The organism is Bradyrhizobium sp. BR 10261 (assembly GCF_019455395.1).
GTDB lineage: Bacteria > Pseudomonadota > Alphaproteobacteria > Rhizobiales > Xanthobacteraceae > Bradyrhizobium > Bradyrhizobium manausense.
The window spans coordinates 196,972-220,063 of sequence record NZ_JACOFQ010000001.1 but is presented as its reverse complement, the minus strand read 5'-3'; the positions used below and the strand labels follow the sequence as shown (position 1 = coordinate 220,063).

Annotated in this window: 17 protein-coding genes; 12 read left to right on the top strand and 5 right to left on the bottom strand. The window is 63.6% G+C overall.

The window, feature by feature from the left end:
• Window positions 1-9: 9 nt before the first annotated feature.
• The gene (locus HYH07_RS01060; RefSeq protein ID WP_220000698.1) at window positions 10-2,205 is read right to left on the bottom strand and encodes a hypothetical protein; all 2,196 of its coding nucleotides are present in this window, start codon (window positions 2,203-2,205) and stop codon (window positions 10-12) included.
• Between the two features lie 394 nt (window positions 2,206-2,599).
• Between HYH07_RS01060 and HYH07_RS01055 the strand changes: the two genes are divergently transcribed.
• From HYH07_RS01055 to HYH07_RS01005, 11 genes are all read left to right on the top strand, one after another.
• Window positions 2,600-3,049 (top strand): (2Fe-2S)-binding protein, encoded by a 450-nt coding sequence (locus HYH07_RS01055; protein ID WP_057753426.1) that lies wholly within the window; start codon window positions 2,600-2,602, stop codon window positions 3,047-3,049.
• A gap of 12 nt (window positions 3,050-3,061) precedes the next feature.
• Window positions 3,062-5,245 (top strand): molybdopterin cofactor-binding domain-containing protein, encoded by a 2,184-nt coding sequence (locus HYH07_RS01050; protein ID WP_220000697.1) that lies wholly within the window; start codon window positions 3,062-3,064, stop codon window positions 5,243-5,245.
• Between the two features lie 46 nt (window positions 5,246-5,291).
• Window positions 5,292-6,575 carry an FCSD flavin-binding domain-containing protein gene (locus HYH07_RS01045; protein WP_409363869.1) on the top strand — a complete coding sequence of 428 codons (1,284 nt, stop codon included), beginning with the start codon at window positions 5,292-5,294 and terminating at the stop codon, window positions 6,573-6,575.
• 13 nt (window positions 6,576-6,588) lie between these two features.
• Window positions 6,589-7,029 carry a sulfur oxidation c-type cytochrome SoxX gene (gene soxX, locus HYH07_RS01040; protein ID WP_409363868.1) on the top strand — a complete coding sequence of 147 codons (441 nt, stop codon included), beginning with the start codon at window positions 6,589-6,591 and terminating at the stop codon, window positions 7,027-7,029.
• Window positions 7,030-7,037: 8 nt separating this feature from the next.
• On the top strand, window positions 7,038-7,493 hold the full coding sequence (locus HYH07_RS01035) for a SoxY-related AACIE arm protein (protein ID WP_220000694.1): 456 nt from the start codon (window positions 7,038-7,040) through the stop codon (window positions 7,491-7,493).
• Complete coding sequence (soxZ, locus tag HYH07_RS01030; RefSeq protein ID WP_220000693.1) at window positions 7,493-7,810, top strand: thiosulfate oxidation carrier complex protein SoxZ; 318 nt, start codon at window positions 7,493-7,495, stop codon at window positions 7,808-7,810. The genes HYH07_RS01035 and soxZ overlap by 1 nt, the downstream gene beginning before the upstream one ends.
• Window positions 7,807-8,586, top strand: a complete 780-nt coding sequence (soxA, locus tag HYH07_RS01025; RefSeq protein ID WP_220000692.1) for a sulfur oxidation c-type cytochrome SoxA — start codon at window positions 7,807-7,809, stop codon at window positions 8,584-8,586. The genes soxZ and soxA overlap by 4 nt, the downstream gene beginning before the upstream one ends.
• 79 nt (window positions 8,587-8,665) lie before the next feature.
• Complete coding sequence (locus tag HYH07_RS01020; protein WP_220000691.1) at window positions 8,666-9,991, top strand: extracellular solute-binding protein; 1,326 nt, start codon at window positions 8,666-8,668, stop codon at window positions 9,989-9,991.
• Window positions 9,988-10,926: a carbohydrate ABC transporter permease gene (locus tag HYH07_RS01015; RefSeq protein ID WP_057753437.1), complete on the top strand. Its 939-nt coding sequence runs from the start codon at window positions 9,988-9,990 to the stop codon at window positions 10,924-10,926. Before HYH07_RS01020 ends, HYH07_RS01015 begins: the two co-directional genes overlap by 4 nt.
• Window positions 10,923-11,747, top strand: coding sequence for a carbohydrate ABC transporter permease (locus HYH07_RS01010; protein WP_057753439.1), 825 nt, complete (start codon window positions 10,923-10,925; stop codon window positions 11,745-11,747). The genes HYH07_RS01015 and HYH07_RS01010 overlap by 4 nt, the downstream gene beginning before the upstream one ends.
• A 156-nt stretch (window positions 11,748-11,903) precedes the next feature.
• A complete protein-coding gene (locus tag HYH07_RS01005) occupies window positions 11,904-13,835 on the top strand; it encodes a S9 family peptidase (RefSeq protein WP_220000690.1) in 1,932 nt (643 codons plus the stop codon).
• A gap of 52 nt (window positions 13,836-13,887) precedes the next feature.
• Here HYH07_RS01005 and HYH07_RS01000 read toward each other — a convergent pair whose 3' ends face one another.
• The 3 genes from HYH07_RS01000 to HYH07_RS00990 form a co-directional block, all read right to left on the bottom strand.
• Window positions 13,888-15,555 carry a regulator gene (locus HYH07_RS01000; RefSeq protein ID WP_220000689.1) on the bottom strand — a complete coding sequence of 556 codons (1,668 nt, stop codon included), beginning with the start codon at window positions 15,553-15,555 and terminating at the stop codon, window positions 13,888-13,890.
• Window positions 15,556-15,566: 11 nt separating this feature from the next.
• On the bottom strand, window positions 15,567-16,265 hold the full coding sequence (locus HYH07_RS00995) for a cysteine hydrolase family protein (protein ID WP_220000688.1): 699 nt from the start codon (window positions 16,263-16,265) through the stop codon (window positions 15,567-15,569).
• A gap of 323 nt (window positions 16,266-16,588) precedes the next feature.
• Window positions 16,589-17,542 (bottom strand): hypothetical protein, encoded by a 954-nt coding sequence (locus HYH07_RS00990; protein WP_220000687.1) that lies wholly within the window; start codon window positions 17,540-17,542, stop codon window positions 16,589-16,591.
• A gap of 162 nt (window positions 17,543-17,704) precedes the next feature.
• Between HYH07_RS00990 and HYH07_RS00985 the strand changes: the two genes are divergently transcribed.
• Window positions 17,705-21,181 carry an indolepyruvate ferredoxin oxidoreductase family protein gene (locus HYH07_RS00985; protein ID WP_220000686.1) on the top strand — a complete coding sequence of 1,159 codons (3,477 nt, stop codon included), beginning with the start codon at window positions 17,705-17,707 and terminating at the stop codon, window positions 21,179-21,181.
• A gap of 133 nt (window positions 21,182-21,314) precedes the next feature.
• Here HYH07_RS00985 and HYH07_RS00980 read toward each other — a convergent pair whose 3' ends face one another.
• Window positions 21,315-23,045 carry an FAD-dependent oxidoreductase gene (locus HYH07_RS00980; RefSeq protein WP_220000685.1) on the bottom strand — a complete coding sequence of 577 codons (1,731 nt, stop codon included), beginning with the start codon at window positions 23,043-23,045 and terminating at the stop codon, window positions 21,315-21,317.
• Between the last annotated feature and the right edge of the window lie 47 nt (window positions 23,046-23,092).

Sequence of the window (23,092 nt, the reverse complement as noted above, 5' to 3'; positions counted from 1 at the left end):
GGCCGTGCTTCAGGGCGCCTTTTGCGCGATCGGCTGGCTGACGACGGTTGCCGTATCGAGCGGCTCGCATGTGATCGTGCGCCGCAGCTTCGGTGGACCTGCCCAGCCCGCAGACCCGCTCACAGGCATGAACGTATTCCCTTGTGGGGCGAGAATGATCGGCTCCGACTTCAGGCAGGCATCGGGAAACGCGATGGCGTGGCCCGCGCTCTTCGAGAAATGCCCGATCAGCATCTGCGAGGCCTGCATTCGCGCAGCCGGTGAGGCCCGCATCGAACGATCAGGCTCGAAGGCGCGATAGCACGGCCAGTCGGCATGACCGGGCGCAAACTCATAGGTGATCCTGCAAGCCGCCCCCGCCGATTTCACGAATGGCGCATCCGAAGGCGCCGCGGCGTCGCGTTCGAAGACCAGCGTCTGCAATGTCAGCGCTTCCGTCGTCGCATCCGGCGAGACCGGTTTGTCGGGGTCGATTGCGATTTCACCGCGCGAGAACACCAGCTTCGTCTTGGGCTGAGCATCCCGGGTCTCCAGCACCATCACGGGCCGTGAGGCCCAGGAGCGATCCAGATCTAGGTCCTTGGCACCCATCGTCAGCCGGACAGTACCGACGGCGGGATTGTCCTTGGCGAAATCGATCGTCCGGAGGCGCACGGTCTGCTTCGATGCCTCCAGGCTCAGGAAACGCAGATCGTCGATCTTGCGCGTGATCGGCATCATCGGATCGAAGCGATCGTCGATATTGAACCGGACGATCTTCTTCAGCTTGGCCAACGCAGGTCCCTTGGACGTGGCCGGTGGCGCGACGTCGATCACGAGCAGCGCACCACCTGGAGAGAAAGTATCGCCAAGCACACGCTGCCAGATCGCCGTCAGCGGCGAGTTCGTCCGCTGGTCGACATCCCGCGCGAAGACGATCTGCTGGCCGGGACGAATGACCGGAAAGTCCTGGAACGCGCCGAGCGCTGCGCCCTTGCTGACGTCGTCCCCGGAGAAGCGGATGCATTTGGACTGGTCGTCATGACCGGTTTGATCGATCGGCCTCGATGCCGAACGCGAGCAGAAGCTGAGATCATTGTCGATCGTCTTCTGCGGACTGATGGCGGTCGCGTAGATCGGGTCGCTCGCGCCCGGAAGTTCCATCGGCAGCGGAGACGTCGCGAACATGTCGACCTCCACCATGCTCAACGAGGAACCGGCATCTTTCGAGCAGAGATCCCGCCGAGGCAGCGTATTGGTGAGAAGCCGCGCGGCATCCGCGCCGACGATGCAGGACATCGTGTCCTGCCGATTGTTGCGGCTCATCCAGATCAGATGATGCTTGCCCGCACTGTCCACCAGCAAATGCGGCGCGGCATGATGACGGCGCGGCGGCAGCCAGATCGGCACCGTCTCCGACAGCATCGGCTCGCGCTTGAGCAATGCCTCGGGCAGTTTCGTCACGCCGACCGAGCGCAGCTCGGCGTCGACCTCGTTCGGATCCTGCGTGTATTCGAACACCGGAAGTTGTCCGCAAGTCATGCAGGTTACGGCGATGTCGGATCGAACGTTCTCGAACGACAGGATGACTTGGTCCGGATCGTCGCGATATTTGACCGGATCCACGGCCTTGAACGGATGATCCACGACGCGGCTCGCCTGGAATCCGTTCGAGCGGAACGGATCGGATTCGAACTCGAAATAGGTCGATCGATCCCAGCCGCGAAAGGCGTTGTAGCCACCCATGCTGACGCCTGCGAGGACCATCTTCGAATCGGTCTGGCAGCGCGCAGCGCTGCCGGTCCCGCTGCCGTTGCGAATATAGGTGCACAGCCGGAACGCCGCATTTTGCAGGATGCGGTCGCAATCGTTCTGGTTATAGCCATAGGTCGCGAGGCCGTGGCGGTAGCAGAGGTCATGGAACACGCAGGCCTGCCGGAAGCGCTGCAGGACGAGATGACGCTTGCCCCTGGAATCCCTGCTTCCATCGAAGAAGACGTTGGTCAGGGCAGGAAGGCTGCAATTCAACCCCTCCCCGCTGCCACCAATCGTGCTGACGATATCCGGTCCCGCGTCAAAGGAGGTGACGGTGGCGGGCATCTCGCCATCGGTGATGTCGTCGACATTCTTGTAGATGGAGTCGGCGACTAGCGAGGGCAGATAGTTGAAGACAAGAACAATCGCGACGAACGCCGCGACCGACCAGCCGATCACCTTCCTTGACATGCCGCACCCCCGAAAAAGCTATTCTCGTCGCAATGCCGATCTTGATCGCCGCAATCGATGGCGCCCCGCTGTTGTCCCGGAAACGATCACCCCCAGGTTGTTCCGCTGTCAAGCGAGCGGCACACAGTCGCAGCCCTGAATTTCGGAGGAAGCCAGGCCTGATTTTGCGCTGCGGCCGCTCCGGCGGCAACGACCGGAACCAGCAATTGCTCATCCGGCGCGAGCCTTCGTGGGCCATCCCAAAGCGCGCACAACACCGCACGATCGATAATCTTCCCGCCACCGCGGAAATCTTCGTGGCGACCCCTCAGACTGTTGATTTGAAAGGTTCCAGTTTGCCGGACACATTGCGCCTCTGAGTCCATCGGTGGATGGGCCAATCAAGGGACTTGCGATGGCAAACCTAACAATCAACGGAAAAAACTTCACGCTCGACGTCGAGCCAGATACGCCGCTGCTCTGGGCGATCCGCGAGAATGCCGGCCTGACCGGCACCAAATATGGCTGCGGCATTGCGCAATGCGGCGCCTGCACCGTGCACATGGACGGCGTCGCCACTCGCTCCTGCGGGATCTCGGTTGCAGAGGCCGAGGGCAAGAAGATCACCACGATCGAAGGGCTCGCCTCTGGCGCCACGCTGCACAAGGTGCAGGAGGCCTGGATCGCTCAGGACGTTCCGCAATGCGGCTATTGCCAGAGCGGCATGATCATGGCGGTGGCGGCGCTGCTGAGCGAGAAGCCGAAGCCGACCGACGCCGACATCGACGAGGCCATCACCAATATCTGCCGCTGCGGCACCTTCCAGCAGGTGCGCGAGGCGATCCACACGATCGCAAGCGCGTAAGGGAGCCGGCCCATGAACAAGCACGTTGCTCCCAAGATGAACCGCCGCGCCTTCGTGATCGGCACCGCCGCTGTGGGCACCGGCCTCGCGATCGGCTTCGACCTGCCGTTCGGCGGTCCTACCGTGGTTCGCGCGGCTGACGGCTCGCCCGAGGTCAATGCCTGGGTCGTGATCCGACCCGACGACACCGTGGTGATCCGCATCGCCCGCTCCGAGATGGGTCAGGGCTCGCTGACTGGCCTTGCCCAACTCGTCGCAGAGGAACTCGAATGCGACTGGACCAAGGTCGCCACCGAATTTCCCTCGCCGGGCCAGAACGTCGCCCGCAAGCGCGTCTGGGGCGATTACTCGACCGGCGGCAGCCGCGGCATCCGCGCCTCGCACGATTATGTACGCAAAGGCGGCGCCACCGCGCGCATGATGCTGATCCAGGCCGCGGCCAATGATTGGAAAGTGCCCGTCTCCGAATGCACGGCCGCCAACAGCATCATCACCCACACCCCGTCAGGCAAGACGACGACCTACGGCAAGGTCGCCGAAGCCGCGGCCAGGCTGACGCCCCCGGCCGACGTCAAGCTGAAGGACCCCAGGGATTGGCAGCTCGTCGGCAAGGGCGTGAAACGGCTCGACACGCCGGACAAAGTCACCGGCACCACCGTCTACGGCATCGACGTCAAGCTGCCCGGCATGCTCAATGCCGCGATCAAGGATTGCCCTGTGACCGGCGGCAAGCTGAAGAGCTATGACGAAGCCAAGATCGCCGGCATGAAGGGTGTGAAGAAAGTGGTGAAGGTAGGCGATACCGCGGTTGCGGTCGTGGCCGACACGTTCTGGCACGCCAAGACCGCGCTCGATGCGCTGCCGATTGTCTGGGACGAAGGCGAGAACGCCAAGGTCTCCAGCGCCTCGATCGCAAAGTGGCTGGCCGAAGGCCTCGATGGTGGTCCGGCCTATGTCGGCAATTCCAATGGCGATGCCAAAGCTGCACTCGCCGGTGCGGCGAAGACGGTCGAGGCCGTCTATAATTATCCCTACCAGAACCACGCCACCATGGAGCCGATGAACGCCACCGCGCTCTATACGGCCGACAAATGCGAGGTCTGGTGCGGCACGCAGAATGGCGAGGCGGCCTTCGCCGCCGTGCTGGAAGCGTCAGAACTTCCGGCCGAGAAATGCGACGTCAACAAGTTGCTGCTCGGAGGCGGCTTCGGCCGGCGCGGCCAGACCGATTATGTGCGGCAGGCCGTGCTGATCGCCAAGCAGATGCCGGGCACGCCGATCAAGCTGCTGTGGACGCGCGAAGAGGACATGACGCACGGCCGCTACCATCCGGTCACGCAATGCAAGCTGACCGCGGGCTTCGATGCCGACAACAATCTGACGGCATTCCATATGCGGATCTCCGGCCAGTCGATCCTGGCGAGCCTGCGGCCGGAGGCGTTGGTCAACGGCATGGACCCGGCGACCTTCGCCGGCCTCAACGCCAAGGGCGATGCACCGTTTGGATATTCGGTGCCCAATCTCCTGATCGAGCATTCGATGCGCAACCCGCACATCATCCCGGGCTTCTGGCGCGGGGTGAACGTGAACCAGAATGCCATCTATGTCGAATGCTTCATGGATGAGCTGGCACACGCGGCGGGCCAGGACCCGCTCGAGTTCCGGCGCAAGTTGATGAAGGACCACCCGAAGCATCTTGCGGTGCTGGAGGCCGTAGCCGAGAAGATCGGTTGGGGCGCCACGCCGCCGCAAGGCATCTACCGCGGACTTGCGCACTTCGCCTCCTACGGGAGTTACGTCGCGGCGGCGGCGGAAATCTCCGTCACCGACGGTACCAAGATCAAGGTGCATCGCATCGTCGCGGCGACCGACCCCGGCTATGCCGTCAACCCGGCCCAGATCGAACGGCAGATTGCCGGGTCGTTCGTCTACGGCCTGAGCGGACTGTTCTATGGCGGCATTACGGTCAAGGATGGTGCCGTCGAACAGACAAACTTCGATACCTACGATTCGATGCGTATCGCAGTGATGCCGAAGGTGGAATCGATCGTGATGCCGAGTGGCGGTTTCTGGGGCGGTGTCGGCGAGCCGACCATCGGCGTTGCGGGACCGGCGGTGCTCAACGCCTATTTCGCGGCGACCGGCAAACGCATCCGTTCCGTGCCGCTGCGCGACCACAACATCACCTTTGCCTAAGGAAGCACCGCGGCGGCCATGATGGCCGCCGCGGCATTTTGCCTGGATGATCCTGATGACCGCGCGACCAATGACACGGCGAACTGCCGTGCTCGGCATCACCGCCGCGGCCGCGACATTGGCGCGGCCATCGCTATTATGTGCGCAATCGACAGGCCGCGTCGTCGTGGTCGGCGGCGGCTTCGGGGGAGCTGCCTGCGCCCGCGCGCTCAAGCGGGCGCAAGGAGACTTGCAAGTCATCCTGATCGAGCCCAATGCGGTCTTCACCGCCTGTCCTTTCAGCAACGAGGTGATCGCAGGCCTGCGCGACATCGAAGCGCAGCAGTTTGACTACGACAAGCTCGCTGCCGAGGGCATCACCGTGATCGGCCATGCGGTGACCGCTATCGAGCCGCGGCAACGCAGCGTCATGACCGCCGACGGCGTCGCGCTGCCCTATGATCGCCTCGTGCTCTCGCCCGGCATCGACTTCCATTTCGAAGCCTTGCCCGGCTATGACGAGGCCGCATCGCACATAATGCCGCACGGGTGGAAGGCTGGCGCGCAGACGCTGTTGCTGCGCAGGCAGTTGGAGGCGATGGACGATGGCGGCACGGTCGTCATCGCGATTCCTGCCAACCCTTCGCGCTGTCCGCCGGCGCCCTACGAGCGCGCCAGCCTGATCGCGCATTATCTGAAGACGAAGAAGCCGCGCTCGAAAGTGCTGATCCTCGATGCCAAGGACAATTTCTCACAGCAACGGCTGTTCGAGGCGGCGTGGAAAGAGCTGTACGGCGACATGATCGAGCGGATCGGCCTGTCACAAGGCGGTCGCGTCACCTCGGTCGATCCCGCCACCAAGACCATCGTCACCGAATTCGGCAATTACACCCCTGACGTTGCCAATGTCATCCCGCCGCAGCGCGCTGGGCGCATTGCCGAAATCGCAGGCGCTGCGGACGCCACCGGCTGGTGCCCGATCGACCCTGTCACCTTCGAGTCAAAGCTCGTCAAGAATATTCACGTCATCGGCGACGCCTGTCTCGGCGGCGGCATCCCCAAATCAGCAGCGGCCGCGAGCGCGCAAGGCAAGGCGTGCGCCGCCGCCATCGTCAACCTGCTCGCTGATCGTGCGCCGGAAGCGCCGCGCTTGCCCGGCGTCTGCTACAACATCGTCGCACCAGGCTATGGCTTCTCGCTCGCGGGCAATTACCAGCCAAAGGGCGACATCTTTGCCGAGGTCGAAGGCGGGACTACGAGCCCGGTCGATGCGCCGCGTGAGCTGCGCAGCCGGGAAGCGGCGGAGGCAGAGCGCTGGTTTCAAACCATCACGGCGGACACCTTTGGCTAGGTCGATCGCCCATATGGCCACGTTGATTGCCGCCGGTCTCGCAGTCATCGCGTGCGCGAAAGCCGAAGGACTCGCGCCCTACAAGATCGTCGGCGACGGCATTCCGGAATCGCTGACCGGCGCCACCGGCGCCACCGGCGACGCCGCGCGGGGACGCACGCTGGTCGCGACACGCACGACGACCTGCATCCTCTGCCATTCCGGTCCTTTCCCGGAAGCGCGGTTCCAAGGCGACCTGGCGCCCGATCTCACCGGCACGGGGAACCGCTGGACAATGAGCCAGTTGCGGCTTCGTCTGGTTGACGCCTCGCGTTTCAACCCGGCCACCCTGATGCCGTCCTACTACCGTGCGGACGGCCTCGTCCGCGTCGGACGCAATTTCACCGGCAAGCCGATACTGTCGGCCGCAGAGATCGAGGACATCGTGGCTTTTCTCGCAACCCTTCGCGACTAGGACCGCTTATGCCAACGACGCGACGACAATTTTTGAGCCTGGCCGGCGTTACGGTCATTCCGATCGTCACGCTGCGGCCGGTCGAAGCAACGCCTGCGATGCTCGACAGTGCGATCCGGAACATCATCGGCGAAGCCCCCATTCGCGCCGGCAAGGTCAAGCTCGACATTCCGCCGCTGGTCGAGAACGGCAACACGGTGCCGATGACGGTCAGCGTCACAAGTCCGATGACGGCGGACGACTACGTCAAGAGCATCCACGTCTTCAACGAGAAGAACCCGCAGCCCAACATCGGAACTTTCTACCTGAGCCCGTCCTGCGGCCGCGCGCAAATCTCGACGCGGATCCGGCTAGCCGACACCCAGAAAGTGGTTGCGATCGCCCGCCTCTCCGACGATAGCTTCTGGCAGGTCACGGCGGATGTTGTCGTGACTCTCGCCGCCTGCACCGAGGAGGTGAACTGATGGCCGCGCTCATCAACGTCCCCTCAAAGGCCAAGCGCGGCGACGTCATCGAGATCCGCGCGCTGACCTCGCACATCATGGAAACCGGCTTCCGCCACACCATGGATGGCGCGCTGGTACCGCGCGATATCATCACGAGCTTCACCTGCCGCTACAATGGCACCGAGATCTTTCGCGCCGATCTGTTTCCGGCGATCGCCGCCAACCCGTACTTGTCCTTCTTTACGATCGCCAAAGAGAGCGGCAAGCTCGAGTTCGAATGGATCGGCGACAACGGCTATTCGTCCACCGCATCGGCATCGATCACGGTCGAATGATCTCATGGCGCGCGATAGCAGTGGCGACGCTTGTCGCTACGACCTCTGCCCTGCTCGCCGGTGAGATCCCGGCCGATGCGCGCCGCTCCGGCTATTCCTTCATGGGTGCCGACACCCGCGCCATGCAGGATGACGATACCTCCAATCCAGGCATGCTGTTTGTGCTCGACGGTGAGGCGCTGTGGAGCAAGAAGGCCGGCGGCGCCGATAAAGCGTGCGCAGACTGTCACGGCGATGCGCGAAGCAGCATGAAAGGCGTCGCGGCGCGCTATCCCACCTTCGACAAGACGCTGGGGCGCCCCGTTACCCTCGACCAGCGCATCAACCTCTGCCGTGCCAATCATCAGCAGGCGAGCCCCCTGCCTTACGAGAGTCGCGACATCCTGGCGCTGTCCGCCTTCGTTGCTCATCAGTCGCGCGGCGTTGCGATCACCGCGGGCGACGATCCACAGCTAAAACCTTTCGTCGAACAGGGGCGCAGCCTCTTCATGCAGCGCGAGGGGCAGCTCAACCTGGCCTGCACCAACTGCCATGACGACAACTTTGACAAGCACCTTGCGGGCTCGCCGATCACCCAAGGGCAACCGACCGGCTATCCGCTCTATCGGTTGGAATGGCAGACGCTGGGATCCCTGGAGCGGCGCCTGCGCAATTGCATAGCCGGCGTGCGCGCCCAGGCTTATGACTACGGCGCGCCCGAATTGGTCGCTCTCGAGCTCTATCTGATGTCGCGGGCCCGCGGAATGCCGATGGAAACGCCAGCCGTGCGACCGTAACGCCCAAATTAGGACTAGGCAGGCGTGGAACGGTCGCTAGTATCCCTCCCAAAGAATTGAATCAGAGGGAGGGACTAAAGTGGCTGACCATAAGATCTCGCGCCGTACGCTGTTGACGGGCACCGCCGCAGCTGGCGCGCTCAGCCTGACGGGATTGCCGGCGCGCGCCGAGGTCAACTGGAAGAAATATGCGGGCACCAAGCTGGAGGTGATCCTCGCCAAGGGGCCGCGCGGCGACAACCTGCAAAAGAACATCAAGGAGTTCACCGATCTCACCGGAATTCAGGTGGAATCGGAACAGATTCCCGAGCAGCAGCAGCGCCAGAAGTGCGTCATCGAGCTCACTTCGGGCCGACCGAGCTTCGACGTCGTGCATCTCAGCTATCACGTGCAGAAGCGGCAGTTCGAAAAGGCCGGCTGGCTCGCCGATCTGACGCCCTATATGAAGGACCCGACGCTGACCGCGCCTGACCTGGTCGAGAGCGATTTCTCGGCCGCAGGTCTGCAGTACTGCAAGAACGACAAGGGGCAGATGCTGTCCCTGCCGTGGTCGGTCGACTATTTCATCCTCTACTACAACAAGGAGCTGTTCCAGAAGAAGGGCGTCGCGGTGCCGAAGACGCTGGATGACATGGTTGCAGCCGCCGAAAAGCTCACTGATGCCAAGGACGGCACCTATGGCTTCGTGGGCCGAGGCCTGCGCAACGCCAACATGACGTTGTGGACGAATTTCTTCCTCGATTATGGCGGCGAATTCCTTGATGCCAAGGGCAACATCCTGACCGACGGTCCGGAGGCCGTCGCAGCGACCAAGCTCTACCAGACCCTGCTGACGAAGATGGCCCCGCCCGGCGTTGCCGGCTTCAACTGGATGGAGTCGATGGCCTCGTTCACGCAAGGCAAATCGGCAATGTGGATCGACGGCGTCGGCTGGGCGCCGCCCCTGGAGGATCCGGCCGCCTCGCGCGTGGTCGGCAAGGTCGGCTACACTGTCGTGCCTGCCGGACCGAAGGGCCAATATTCGGCCACCTACGGCGACGGCCTCGGCATTGCCGCGGCGAGCAAGAACAAGGAAGCGGCTTATCTGCTGTGTCAGTGGGCGGTCTCCAAGGCGCAGGGCGCACGGCTGTTGCAGGCCGGCGGCGGCGTGCCGTTCCGTAATTCGATCCTGAACGATGCTGAGGTCCAGAAGGGCGTGAAGATGCCCAAGGAGTGGCTGCAGTCGGTGATCGATTCCGCCAAGATCAGCAAGCTCGGCCTGCCGGTGATCATCCCGGTCGCCGAATTCCGCGATCTCGTCGGCGCCGCTGTCACCGCGACCCTGGCCGGCTCCGATCCCGCAACAGAGCTGAAGAAGGCCCACGACCAGTTCCGGCCGATCCTGGAGCGTAGCGAAAAGGCGTGAGTACGTTGATACAATCTGCTCCGCGCGCGGCACAGTCTGATGCCGCGCCGGAGAAGGAGTTGCGGCCGCCGTCCTATTGGCCGTTCGTGGTGCCGGCGCTGGTCGTCGTGCTCGCGATCATCATTTTCCCATGGGTGTTCACGATCTGGATGAGCCTGAACGAATGGAAGGTCGGCTCGCCGACCACCTTCGTTGGCTTCTCCAACTATTTGCGCCTGACAGGTGATCCGCGTTTCATCGAGGCGATCGGACATACGCTGGTCTACACCGTGCTGTCCGTGCTGCTGCCGCTTGTGTTCGGGACGTTCGCGGCCGTGGTGTTTCACCAGAAATTCGCCGGCCGCGGTTTTCTGCGCGGCATATTCATCATGCCGATGATGGCTACGCCCGTCGCGATCGCGCTGGTCTGGACCATGATGTTCCACCCGCAGCTCGGCGTGCTCAACTATTTGCTGTCGCTGGTCGGGATTCCCGCGCAGCTCTGGGTGTTTCATCCGGCAACGGTGATCCCCTCGCTGGTGCTGGTCGAGACCTGGCAATGGACGCCGCTGGTGATGCTGATCGTGCTCGGCGGGCTCGCTGCGATCCCGACCGAACCCTATGAGAGCGCGCAGATCGATGGCGCCAGCCTGTGGCAGGTGTTCCGCTTCATCACCCTGCCGCTGATCATGCCGTTCCTGTTCATCGCCGGCATGATCCGCATGATCGACGCGGTGAAGAGCTTTGACGTCATCTTCGCGATCACGCAGGGCGGACCGGGATCTGCGTCGGAGACCATTAACCTCTACCTCTACAGCGTCGCGTTCGTTTATTACGACCTCGGCTACGGCTCGGCGATCGCGGTGGTGTTCTTCCTGCTGATTGTCCTGCTTGCAGCGGTGATGCTCTACGCCCGCCAGCGCATGCTATGGACCGAGATCGCGAGCGACGCATGACTCCGAAGCAAATCATCGGCAAGATCAGCCTGTGGTTCGCGGTGCTCGTCATCGTGTCGCCGGCCATCCTGTTCTTTCTCTGGATGCTGTCGCTCTCGCTCAAATTCGAGGTCGACAACGCCGCCTACCCGCCGGTCTTCATCCCCGAGCATTTCGCCTGGAAGAACTATGCGGACGTGCTCGCCTCCAACCGCTTCGTCACCTATTTCTTCAACAGCCTGATCGTCACAGGCAGCGCGACGGCGCTTGCGCTGATGGTGGGCGTCCCCGCCGGCTACGGCATTGCGCGCATGGCCGCGCACAAATCGGCGATCGTGATCCTGATCGCCCGCATCACGCCCGGCCTGTCCTATCTGATCCCACTGTTCCTGCTGTTCCAATGGCTCGGCCTGCTCGGCACGCTGGTGCCGCAGATCATCATCCATCTGGTCGTGACGGTGCCGATCGTGATCTGGATCATGATCGGCTATTTCGAGACGACACCACTGGAGTTGGAAGAGGCCGCGTTGATTGATGGTGCCGGCCGCTGGCAGGTGTTTCGCCACGTCGCGCTGCCGATCGCCAAGCCCGGTATCGCGGTCGCCTTCATTCTCGCGGTGATCTTCTCCTGGAATAACTTTGTGTTCGGCATCGTGCTGGCGGGACGTGAGACCCGCACCCTGCCCGTCGCCGTCTACAACATGATCTCGTTCGACCAGCTCAGCTGGGGCCCGCTCGCCGCGGCCGCACTGATCGTCACGCTGCCTGTGCTGCTGCTGACGGTGTTCGCGCAGCGGCAGATCGTGGCAGGACTGACGGCAGGGGCCGTCAAGGGCGGGTAGTCACCTCATTCTCGATTGTTCGGAGGGCGCGCACTTGCGCGCTTCCATGCCACGATGGCGCCTCGCTCTACTTGGAGTTGACGTAACGCCTGCGCGCACATATGTTACATATCGTAGCACTTCCGGTCGCGACGAAGCCCGCCTGCGAGACGCCAAATGTCAGCTAGTCCTCTGATCCCGCGCCGAAAACTGTTTGGTAATCCGACTTACGTTGGCGCCAAACTATCGCCGGATGGTCGATTCCTGTCCTGGCTCGCCCCTGTCGATGATGTCCTCAACATCTGGGTCTCGCCGATCGACAGCCTAGCAGCCGGACAGCCCGTGACGCGCACCAAAGGCCGGCCGATCAACTGGCAGAGCTGGAGCCCGGACGGTCGCTACATCATGTTTCTCAACGACGAGAATGGGGATGAAAACCTGCATTTGTTCGTCGTTGATCCCCACACGCAGGAACTGCGGGACCTCACGCCCTTTGCCAATGTCCGCGCGATGCCGACCTACTGGTCCCACATCGTTCCGGGCAAGATAGCGATCAACCTCAACGATCGTGACGCACGATGGCATGATGTATACGTGCTCGACGTCGCGACCGGTGAGCGCACGCTGGTTTGGGAAAATCGCCAGGAGTTTCACTACGTCGGCCTCGATTGGCAGTTGAAGCCCCGCTACGCGCAGAGCAATGCGCCCGATGGAGGCACGCGGCTCTGGCGTATTGACGGCGGCAAGGTCACGCATTGGCGCGACGTCCCCTACGAGGCCTACATCAGCACGCGGCTCTGGACGTTCGATGCCGGATGCAGCTACCTCCACATGAGCTCGAGCCTGGAGCACGACAAGTCGGCGCTGCTGCGGATGAACTGGGCAACCGGCGAAGAGCGCCTGCTGTATCAAAGCGATCGCGCCGACGTGACCGGCGCCATGTTCAATGCCAGGACCTTCGAACCGGAAGCGGTGTGCATCGACCCGGGCCAGCAGGAATGGACGGCGTTAACGCCCGCCATTGCAGGCGAGCTTGATCTCATCAGGGCGCAACTTCCGAATCATGCGTTTCACGTCGAGAGCCAGAGTGACGATGGCCGCCGATGGATCGTGGCGAGCCACGCGCCAGATCAACCCGTCACCTATCATCTGCTTGACCGCGACAGGCAGACCATCACCGAGCTGTTCACGGCGCGGCCCGAGCTGAAGCCGTACCGCCTGGCGCGGATGCAGGAAGTGCAGGGCAAGTCGCGCGATGGACTGACGCTTGTCTCCTATCTGACGCTGCCGGCGGATATCGAAGGCGATCGGCCACCCCGCCCGTTGCCGATGGTTCTCATCGTCCACGGCGGTCCGTGGGGCCGCGACATCTATGGCTATCGCAGAGACCACCAATGGCTGGCCGACCGTGGCTATGCCGTGCTTTCGGTCAACTATCGGGGATCGACGGGCTTCGGCAAGGCGTTCGTTGCCGCCAGCGAGAAAGAGCATGCGCGCAAGATGCATGACGACCTCATCGACATGGTCGATTGGGCGGTCGCCGAGGGTATCGCGCAAAAGGACAAGGTCGCGATTTTTGGCATGTCCTACGGTGGACTCGCCTCGTTCGTCGGCGCGACCTTCACACCGGAGGTGTTCTGTTGTTCTGTACCGGTCGTCGGCATCTCCAACCTGCAGACATTACTGGAATCGATGCCGCCGTACTGGGCTGGCTTCGCCGAATTCATGTATCGCAGCTACGGAGATCCCCGTACCGAGGAAGGCCGCAGGCTGCTCGCCGAACGCTCACCGATCAACAAGGTCGACAACATCAAGAAGCCGATGCTGATCTTTCATGGCGCCAACGACGTTCGCTGCAAGATCGCCGAAAGCGACACCATCGCCGCCGCTATGCAGGCCAGGAACATTCCGGTGACCTACGTCGTCTATCCCGACGAGGGTCATGGATTCCAGAGGCCGCCCAATCAGCTCTCGCATCTCGCAATTGCCGAGGCGTTCTTTGCACGGCATCTGGGCGGAGCGTGTGAGCCGGTCGGCGACGATTTTGAAGGATCCAGCCACGAGGTTCGCGCCGGGGCCGATATCCTGTCCGACCTGGGCGTCGTCTGAAAAAAGCGGCCGGATGACACGATGTCACCCGGCCTTTTATAGCGGACGGGCCCTACTCCGCCGGAGCCGCGTGCATCTCCGGATGCGCGGCGTAGTGCTCGCTGGCTCCAAGCTTGCTGGCCGCAAACAGGCCGGCAGCCATCACGGCGTAGGAGAAGGCCACGGCGGGCGTGACACCAAGGCCGCCGCCGATGCCGACGGCTTCACCATGCATGAAGCCGAAATAGGTCAGCACCGCACCGACAAGCGCGAAGGCCGACGCCTTTTCGAAGTCACGCTCGATGATGAAGACGCCGATCGCGCCGAGGATGAGGCCGCCAAGGATGGAGCCACCGCCCATCACTTCCAGCCCGTGATAGAACACACCCTGCTGCGGCAGAGCGGCGACCGCCGCGGTCTTCACTGCGTCGGCTTTGTCGGCCGCCATGCCGCCGACGGTCGCGGCCGCCGTCATGGTCGAGGCCAGCATCGTGTCGATCTGGAGCTTGGCCCAGGCGGCAAGATGCGGCGTCAGCGCCAGCACGATCGCGGGCGCATGCTTGATCGGCGTGGTCTGGAACGCCTGCGCGCCGATCAGCATGCCGATGTAGAGCAGGATCGGCGAGATCGCGACCACGGGCACGAGCGCCAGCAGCACCGAGATGATGCCGAACCAGGCCAGCACCACCACCATGATGCCGGTCGCCGCCGAATAGCCGATGCGGCCGCCCATCGCCTTCCAGCCGGGATGGCCGATATAGACCGCGTTGATGAAGGGATTGCCCATCAGGCAGCCGATCAGGCTGACGACGCCGTCGGCGGTCAGCACCCGCGTGGTGGGATATTCGTCACCGGCTGCTTCCGCGCTCTCGACATTGTCCATGGCCTCGACGAGGTCATAGATGCCGAACGGAATGGCAGTGACCAGGATGATGCCGAGGAACTCGAAGCCGGAGAAGACATAGCCCACCGCCGGGATTGGCACCGAGAAGCCGAAGTTTGCGAAGGCTGCGCCCACGCCTGTGAGACTCAACCCGCCAAGGCCGAGCCCGAACAGGTTCGAGCCCCAGGCGATGATCATGCCGGCCGCAATCGCCACGAGGCCTGCGGGAATGCCGCGCCAGTATTTCACGCCGCCGAACCAGCTCACCAGGATGATGGCGAAGCAGACGAGACCGATCTGCGGCGTCATATACATCTCCAGCGCAGGCCGCATCGAGATGAAGGTAACGGAGACGCCGGCAAGCGTGCCGAGCAGTGCCGCGCGCGGCGTGATCTTGCGGATGAACGGCGCGATGAAGCCGCCGATCATCAGGATGAAGCTCTGGAAGAACACCCAGACCAGGCCGGCTGACCAGCCCTTGAGCGGATCGCCGGTCTTCAAGGTGATCGGCAGCATGATCACGAAGGTGACGATGAACATGTGCGGTACGCTGACGCCCGACGGCAGCGCGCAGACGTCGTTGCGGCCGGTCTTCTGCGCGAGCCGATAGGCGAGGAAGGCGTAGTAGAAGGTGGAGAGGCACATCATCAGCCCGAGCGCGGGCAGGATGCGGCCGAACACGAGACTATCAGGCATCTTCAAGACGAAACGAAGCAGGCCCGTGAGCACCAGCATGTTGACGAGGATGTTGGTGCCGAAGCCGAAAAACGCGTTCCAGTCGCCCGATGTCCATAACGCCGGTTTGAATTCGGACGTATTGCTTTCAGATTTGCCGGCCGTTCCCGTCAATGTGCTCATGAGAATACCCCCTATGTGGTCGAAATCGTCATCGCCTCCAGTACTGCGGCTGAGCTAGCGACCCAGCCGAAGATGCCGCCCTGGGCCTTGATCATCTTCAGGCCCATCTCGTGAAACTCGGGGAAATAGGATGCGCAGCCGTCCGAGATGACGACGCAGCGATAGCCGCGGTCATTGGCCTCGCGCACGGTGGTGTTGACGCACACCTCGGTGGTGACGCCGCACACGAGCAGATTCTCGATGCCATATTTCTCCAGCACATCGGTCAGCTCGGTGGCGTAGAACGCGCCCTTGCCGGGCTTGTCGATCACGACCTCGCTGTCGAGCGGATAGAGCTCGGGGATAATGTCGTGGCCGGCCTCGCCACGAATGAGGATGCGGCCCATCGGGCCGGGATCGCCGATCCGCAACGACGGCGCGCCGCGCTCGACTTTCGCCGGTGGCGCATCGGACAGATCAGGCAGATGGCCTTCGCGGGTGTGGATCACCAGCATGCCAGTGTCGCGTGCGGCCTGCAGCACCGCGCCGATCGGCTTCACCGCGCGCGCAAGCTGGCTGACATCATTGCCAAGCGTCTCGCCGAAACCACCGGGCTCCATGAAGTCGCGCTGCATGTCGATGATCACGAGAGCCGTCGACGACCAGTCGAGCCTGATCGGCTCGGGCTCGGCACTGATGACGCCCAGTGTCGGCTTGGCTGAGTTCAACATGACGCAGGCTCCCGCGAGAACTCTCTTCGAGGTGAGTTCTGCAAGCACCATGCCATTGTGTACAATTGCGCCGACGTGCGAGTTGCAACGAAAATCGATGCACGCTCAGAAGGTTACGTCAGACGTCGACGTCTGCTTATTCCCTGTGCGACGGCTTTGCGACGTGCATTTGCTTAAAGGATGAGCGGCCTCCGTCGTCATTCCGGGGCGACGCGCAAGCGTCGAACCCGGAAACAGCAAAACATGAGGCGAAATGGATTCTCAGATGCGCAATTGCGCATCGTAGCTCGCGCTACGCATGCCCCGGAATGACGAGGGTGGTGTTACCGCCCCGCTCCATACAGCCGCCGATACTCCTCCTCATAGGGCGCGTACGAATCCTTCAGCGTCGCCATGTTGAGCAGCATGGTCGCGACCATCGCGCCAGCCTTGTCGAACACCCGCGTCTTGACCCAGGCGCTTTCGGTCCGACGGCTGCCGGACAGCGCGACCACCTCGCGTTCGACTTCGTACTCATCGTCAACGAAGAGCGGCCCCTTCACCAGCCGGATCTCCTGGTCAGCGAACAGGCCGACGGCCGGTCCCTTCGCCGGCAGCGGATCGTCCTTGGAACGGTACTGGAACAGCACGCTCAGCATTTCCATCGGGATGATCGCCTTCCGCCACGGATTGTCGGCGCTCGAATAGTAAGGCGAGCTTTCGGTGATGACTGCGAGCTTCTGCCTGAGGGAGAACGGATAGAGGTCGCCCATGTTCTGGTCGAACGCCATCCGCACCGGCTGCCGCTTGCTCGTCTGCGCCACCTTCACGTCGCGCAGGATCACCGGATCGGCGAGCGGCTTGAGCTCTGTCAGGCGCGTCTCCAGCGCTGTCGCAGCGTGGGGATCGCCGACTGACGCCGTGCCGCGCAGCACCTCGGTGCCGTCGCGCTTTATCATCTGGATCTGGCACTGGCTCGTTCCAGGCAAAGGCTTTGACAGGATCGCCTGCACGTCCTCGCCTTCGAAACAGGCGTTGCGATAGTGCGCAGAGAGACAACCACTCTCGAACCACGCCCGGCTCCACAGCCGCGCGCCGAGCGGCGCGAACTGGCTGAAATGCGTGGGGCCCTCGATGGTGCCGCCCTTGAAGCCGAGCTTCTGCGCGGTGGCGTCGTCGTGGATGGAGGCATGCGCGTCGTAAACCTGGGCGTGCAGCATCTGGCGCGGCTGACGCCACGGCCCGATCAGAGCCTCGGCGGTTTCGGTGATCTCGGTATTGAACGCGTTCGCTGTCATCGGTTCCTCCACAGGCAGCCATGACTAGCAGGCCCGCCACGGATGCGGCCAGCGATATTGACTTCGATGCTCCATGCTTTTGACTGCCGCATCCGCTTCGCAAGTCGCCAATCTTTCCGCGGCGCAAAATTCCCACCTGATACAACGACGAGGACTGCTGAAATGACGCTGTTGCAGGTCGAGCTGGACGATAAATACCGGCTCGAATCGAAGCGGATCTTCCTGTCCGGCACTCAGGCCCTGGTCCGCTTGCCCATGTTGCAGCGCGAACGCGACCGGCTCCAGGGGCTCAACACCGGCGGTTTCATCTCCGGCTATCGCGGTTCCCCGCTTGGTATGTACGACCACGCGCTGTGGCGCGCGAAGTCGCATCTGCAGCAGCACGATATCGCCTTCGTCCCCGGCCTGAACGAGGACCTGGCGGCGACCGCGGTCTGGGGCAGCCAGCAGGTCGGCCTGTTTCCCGGCGCCAAGGTCGATGGCGTGTTCGGCATCTGGTACGGCAAGGGTCCCGGCGTCGATCGCTCGGTCGATGCGCTCAAGCACGCCAACGCGGCCGGCACCTCGCTCAACGGTGGCGTGCTGGCGCTTGCCGGCGACGATCATGGCTGCCAGTCCTCGACGCTGGCGCATCAGAGCGAGCAGGTGTTCGCGGCGGCGCTGATCCCCGTGATCAATCCGGCCACGCTGCAGGATTATCTGGATCTTGGCCTCTACGGCTTTGCGCTGTCGCGCTTCTCCGGCTGCTGGGTCGGCTCCAAGGCGATCAGCGAGACGGTCGAGAGCTCGGCGTCCATCTACAGCGATCCTGAACGCATCAAGATCGCACTTCCCGATGATTTCGAGATGCCGCCCGGCGGCCTCAACATCCGCTGGCCCGATCCGCCGCTGGAAGCCGAGAAGCGCCTGTTCGGCCCAAAGATGGCCGCGGTGCAGGCCTTCGCCCGCGCCAACCGGCTCGATCGCATCGTGCTCGATTCCAAGCCCGCCCGGCTCGGCATCATCGCGACCGGCAAGGCCTATCTCGATCTGCGCCAGGCGTTGGCCGACCTCGGCATTACCGACAAGGACGCGCAGGATCTCGGCTTGCGCATCTACAAGGTCGCGCTGACCTGGCCGCTGGAGGAAAGCGGCGCGAAGCGCTTTGCCGAAGGGCTGCAGGACGTGCTCGTGGTCGAGGAGAAGCGCGGCTTCATCGAAGATCAGCTGATGCGCATCCTCTACAACATCGACGCGTCGAAGCGCCCGACTATCACCGGCAAGCGCGATGAGCGCGGCGCGCCGCTGCTGCCGAGCGAAGGCGAACTGACGCCGACCATCGTTGCGGGCGCGCTGGTCGCGCGCTTGCGCAAGCTCGGCCACCACAGCCCGGTGCTGGAGCAGCGCCTCGCGCGGCTCGAGGCGTTCGACAATCCCGTCACGACCAGTTCGCAGATCAAGCTCGCGCGCACGCCGTTCTTCTGCTCGGGCTGCCCGCACAACACCTCGACGCGGGTGCCCGAAGGCAGCCGCGCCATGGCCGGCATCGGCTGCCACGGCATGGCCCTGAGCATGCCGACCCGCCGCACCGACCTGATCTCGCATATGGGCGCCGAGGGCGTGAATTGGATTGGACAAGCGCCCTTCACCACCGAGAAGCACATCTTCCAGAATCTGGGTGACGGCACCTATACCCATTCCGGCTTGCTGGCGCTGCGCGCCGCCTCAGCGGCCGGCATCAACATCACCTACAAGATCCTGTACAACGACGCCGTCGCGATGACCGGCGGCCAGCCGGCCGAAGGTGCCTTCAACGTTGCGCAAATCGCGCATCAGGTCTGGGCTGAGGGCGTCAAGCGGCTCGCGATCGTCTCCGACGATCCCGGCAAATATCCTGAGGGGAACTACTTCCCACAAGGCGCCACCATCCATCATCGCCGCGAGCTCGATGCCGTGCAGCGCGAGCTGCGCGACATCAGGGGCCTCACGGTCATCATCTACGACCAGACCTGCGCCGCCGAAAAGCGCCGCCGCCGCAAGCGCGGCCTCTATCCCGATCCGGCCAAGCGCGCCTTTATCAATGAGCTGGTCTGTGAAGGCTGCGGCGATTGCTCGCAGGCCTCCAACTGCGTCTCGGTGCAGCCGCTCGAGACCGAGTTCGGCCGCAAGCGCCAGATCGACCAGTCCAACTGCAACAAGGACTTTTCCTGCGTCGAAGGCTTTTGCCCGAGCTTTGTCACCGTGCATGGCGGCTCGCTGAAGCGCATGAAGACCTCGGCGGTCGATTCCGGCCAGTTGTTCGCCGATCTGCCGCTGCCGCCCGCGCGCGAGCTGGACGGTCCCTACAACATCCTCGTCACCGGCATCGGCGGCACCGGCGTCATCACCATCGGCGCGCTGCTCGGCATGGCCGCTCATGTCGATGGCCGCGGCTGCTCGGCGCTCGACTTCACCGGTCTGTCACAGAAGAACGGCGCCGTGATGAGCCATGTCCGCATCGCACGGAGGCCGGAGGATATCTCGGCCGTCCGCATCACCACCGGCGGCGCCGACGTCATCCTCGGGTGCGACATGATCGTCTCGGCCGGCCCCACCGCGCTGAGCCGTGCCGAGCGCGGCGCGACCAAGGCCTATATCAACGCCGACCTGCAGCCGACCGCGAGCTTCGTGCAAAACCCCGATATCGATTTCGAGATGGGCACGATGCAGACCGTGCTGCGCGACGCCGTCGGCGACAAGAACCTTGAGATCATCGACGCGACAGGCATTGCCGCGGCACTGATGGGCGACAGCATCGCGACCAATCCCTTCATGCTGGGCTTCGCCTTCCAGAAGGGCGCAATCCCGCTGTCGCTGGACGCCCTGCTCCGCGCCATCGAAATCAACGGCGCCGCGATCGAGATGAACAAGCTCGCCTTTACCTGGGGCCGCCTCGCCGCTCACGACATGTCACGCGTGCGCAGCGTGCTGCAGTTCAAGAGCCGCGACTCCGCCGCGACCAAGTCGCTCGACGATGTCATCGCAACCCGCGCGGAGTTCCTGACGGGCTATCAGGACAAGGCCTACGCCGACCGCTATGTTGCGGCGGTTGCGAAGGTGCGCAAGGCAGAGATGGCCGCTTCGCCCCGGTCTTCGGAGCTGACCGAGGCCGTGGCAAAGAACCTGTTCAAGCTGATGTCCTACAAGGACGAATACGAGGTCGCGCGTCTCTACACAGATGGCAGCTTTGCCGAAAAGGTGTCGGAGAAGTTCGACGGCAACTTCACGCTGAAGTACCATTTGGCACCGCCGATCTTCGCCAAGCGCGACAAGACGACGGGACGGCTTCAGAAGCAGGAATTCGGCGGCTGGATGATCCACGCCTTCCGCGTGCTGGCGAAGCTGAAATTCCTGCGCGGCAGTCCGTTCGATCCGTTCGCCCGCACCGAGGAGCGCAGGACCGAGCGGAAGCTGATCACGGATTATCTCGCCATGATCGATCAGCGGATCGCCGGGCTGAAGGCGGAGCAGATTCCACTGCTGGCCCGTCTTGCCCGCGTCCCAGAGACCATCCGCGGATTCGGCCACGTCAAGGAAGCTAACATCAAGCTGGCCGCGGCCGAGAAAGCGCGGCTGGAAGCGGAGCTGGAGAACAGCCGCTTTGCAGCCGCGGCGGAGTAGCGTTGCCACACACTCAGTGTCATCGCCCGGCTCGACCGGGCGATCCAGTACGCCGAGACGGTTGTGATTGAATCGATGAGCCGCGGCGTACTGGATGCCCCGCTTTCGCGCGGCATGACAGCGGTGGAGATGGCTAGACTGAGGCTGAGGCTGCTGCCGTTCCGATAGCCATTGCAGCCCCCTCCGCCAGATGCCGCCCGGCAATATAGCCGAACGTCAGTGCCGGGCCGAGCATGATGCCCGGGGCCGGACAATTCCCGTTCGTGATCGAGCCCATGTCGTTGCCGCAGGCATAGAGCCCCGCGATCGGCGTGCCGTCCTCGCGCAGCACGCGCGCCTGCGCATCGACCTTCATGCCGATCGCCGTGCCGAGATCGGCGGGATAGATCCGCATTGCAAAGAACGGCGCGCCAACGATCGGCGCGACGCAAGGATTGGGCTTGTGCGCGGCATCGCCGTGGTGCCGTTGGTAGATGGTGCTGCCACGGCCGAATTCGGGATCGCGGCCCTCCTTCGCATCGGCATTATAGCTCGCGATTGTCGCCGTGAGCACAGCCGGCTTGATGCCGATCTTGGCCGCGAGCTCCGCGATGTCAGGCGCCTCGATCAGTTCGCCGCCGGCCACATATCGCCGCACGTTGCGCGTGAACGGCCTGATGCGGCCGAGACCGTAGCTCCACAGGAACGGGCGGTCGCAGACCAGGTAGAACGGCCGGTCCCGCTCGCCATTGGCATCGCGCAGCATGGCGAGAGCGAACTCATGGTACGGCAGCGCTTCATTGACGAAACGGCGACCGGCGGCGTTGACGGCAATCACGCCGGGCTTGGCGCGGTCGGTCACCATGTGGGGAAACACACCGTTTCTGCCGTCGGCGCGCCGGAAGAGCGAGGCCGGCACCCAATAGGCCGGGCTCGTCGCCTCCCTGTTGAGCGCAGCGCCAGCCGTCGTCGCAAGGCGAATTCCATCGCCCGTGGTCGAGGTGTCGGTCGCCGAGACCAACCCGGCTGCCGCAGGGAAGAAACGTTTGCGCAGGATGGCATCATGCGAGAAGCCGCCCGTCGCCAGGACCACGCCGCGCCGCGCGGTGATCAGGCGATCGCGCGCGCCATGACGAATGACCACACCGCTGACACGGTCACCCTGCATCGACAGATCCTCGACGTCGGCACTGAAGAGGATCTCCACCCGTCGCGCCAGCAGCGAGGCGTAGAGCCGCGCGGCGAGCGCGTTGCCGAGATGCAGCGTCGTCCCGCGGGACCAGCGCAGCCGTTGCAGCGCGTATTGGGAAACGAGCCGTGCGACGCGCAGGGTTGACCGCAACGATTTTCCGACGCGGCATAGATGTGGAATGTCGAGACAATCGACCATCATCCCGCCGAAAAGCATGAACTCCGGCAGCGGTGGGCGCAGCCGCGCGAAAGCTTCGCCTAGCCATGTTCCGTCGAAAGTAACGGGCTGCAGCACCCGCCCGCCATATGTCGCGCCTAGCCGCTCCGGATAATGGTCCGGGCAGGCTTTCACCGGCCGAAGCTGCACCTCGGTCCTGGCTTCGAGATAGGCGATCGCCTCCGGGCCGCGCGCGAGAAAGGCAGCGCGCAGGCCCGCGTTGGCGGGCTCGGGCACCGTACTCGACAGATACTGGACTGCATCCGCGATGCTGTCGGCGAGCCCTGTCTCCTTCATCTTGGCATTGGCGGGGATCCAGACCATGCCGTCGGACCACGCCGTGGTACCGCCGACGAAGGCGGTCTTCTCGATCACCAGCACGCGCAGGCCTTCGGCTGCGGCGACGGCCGCAGCCGTCATGCCGCCGGCACCCGCGCCGATGACAATGACGTCGTAGGTCTCATGCACAGGCATCATGCGGCCGGGATCCGGAGGCGAGGCATGACGCCGTCATACCCCGCCCG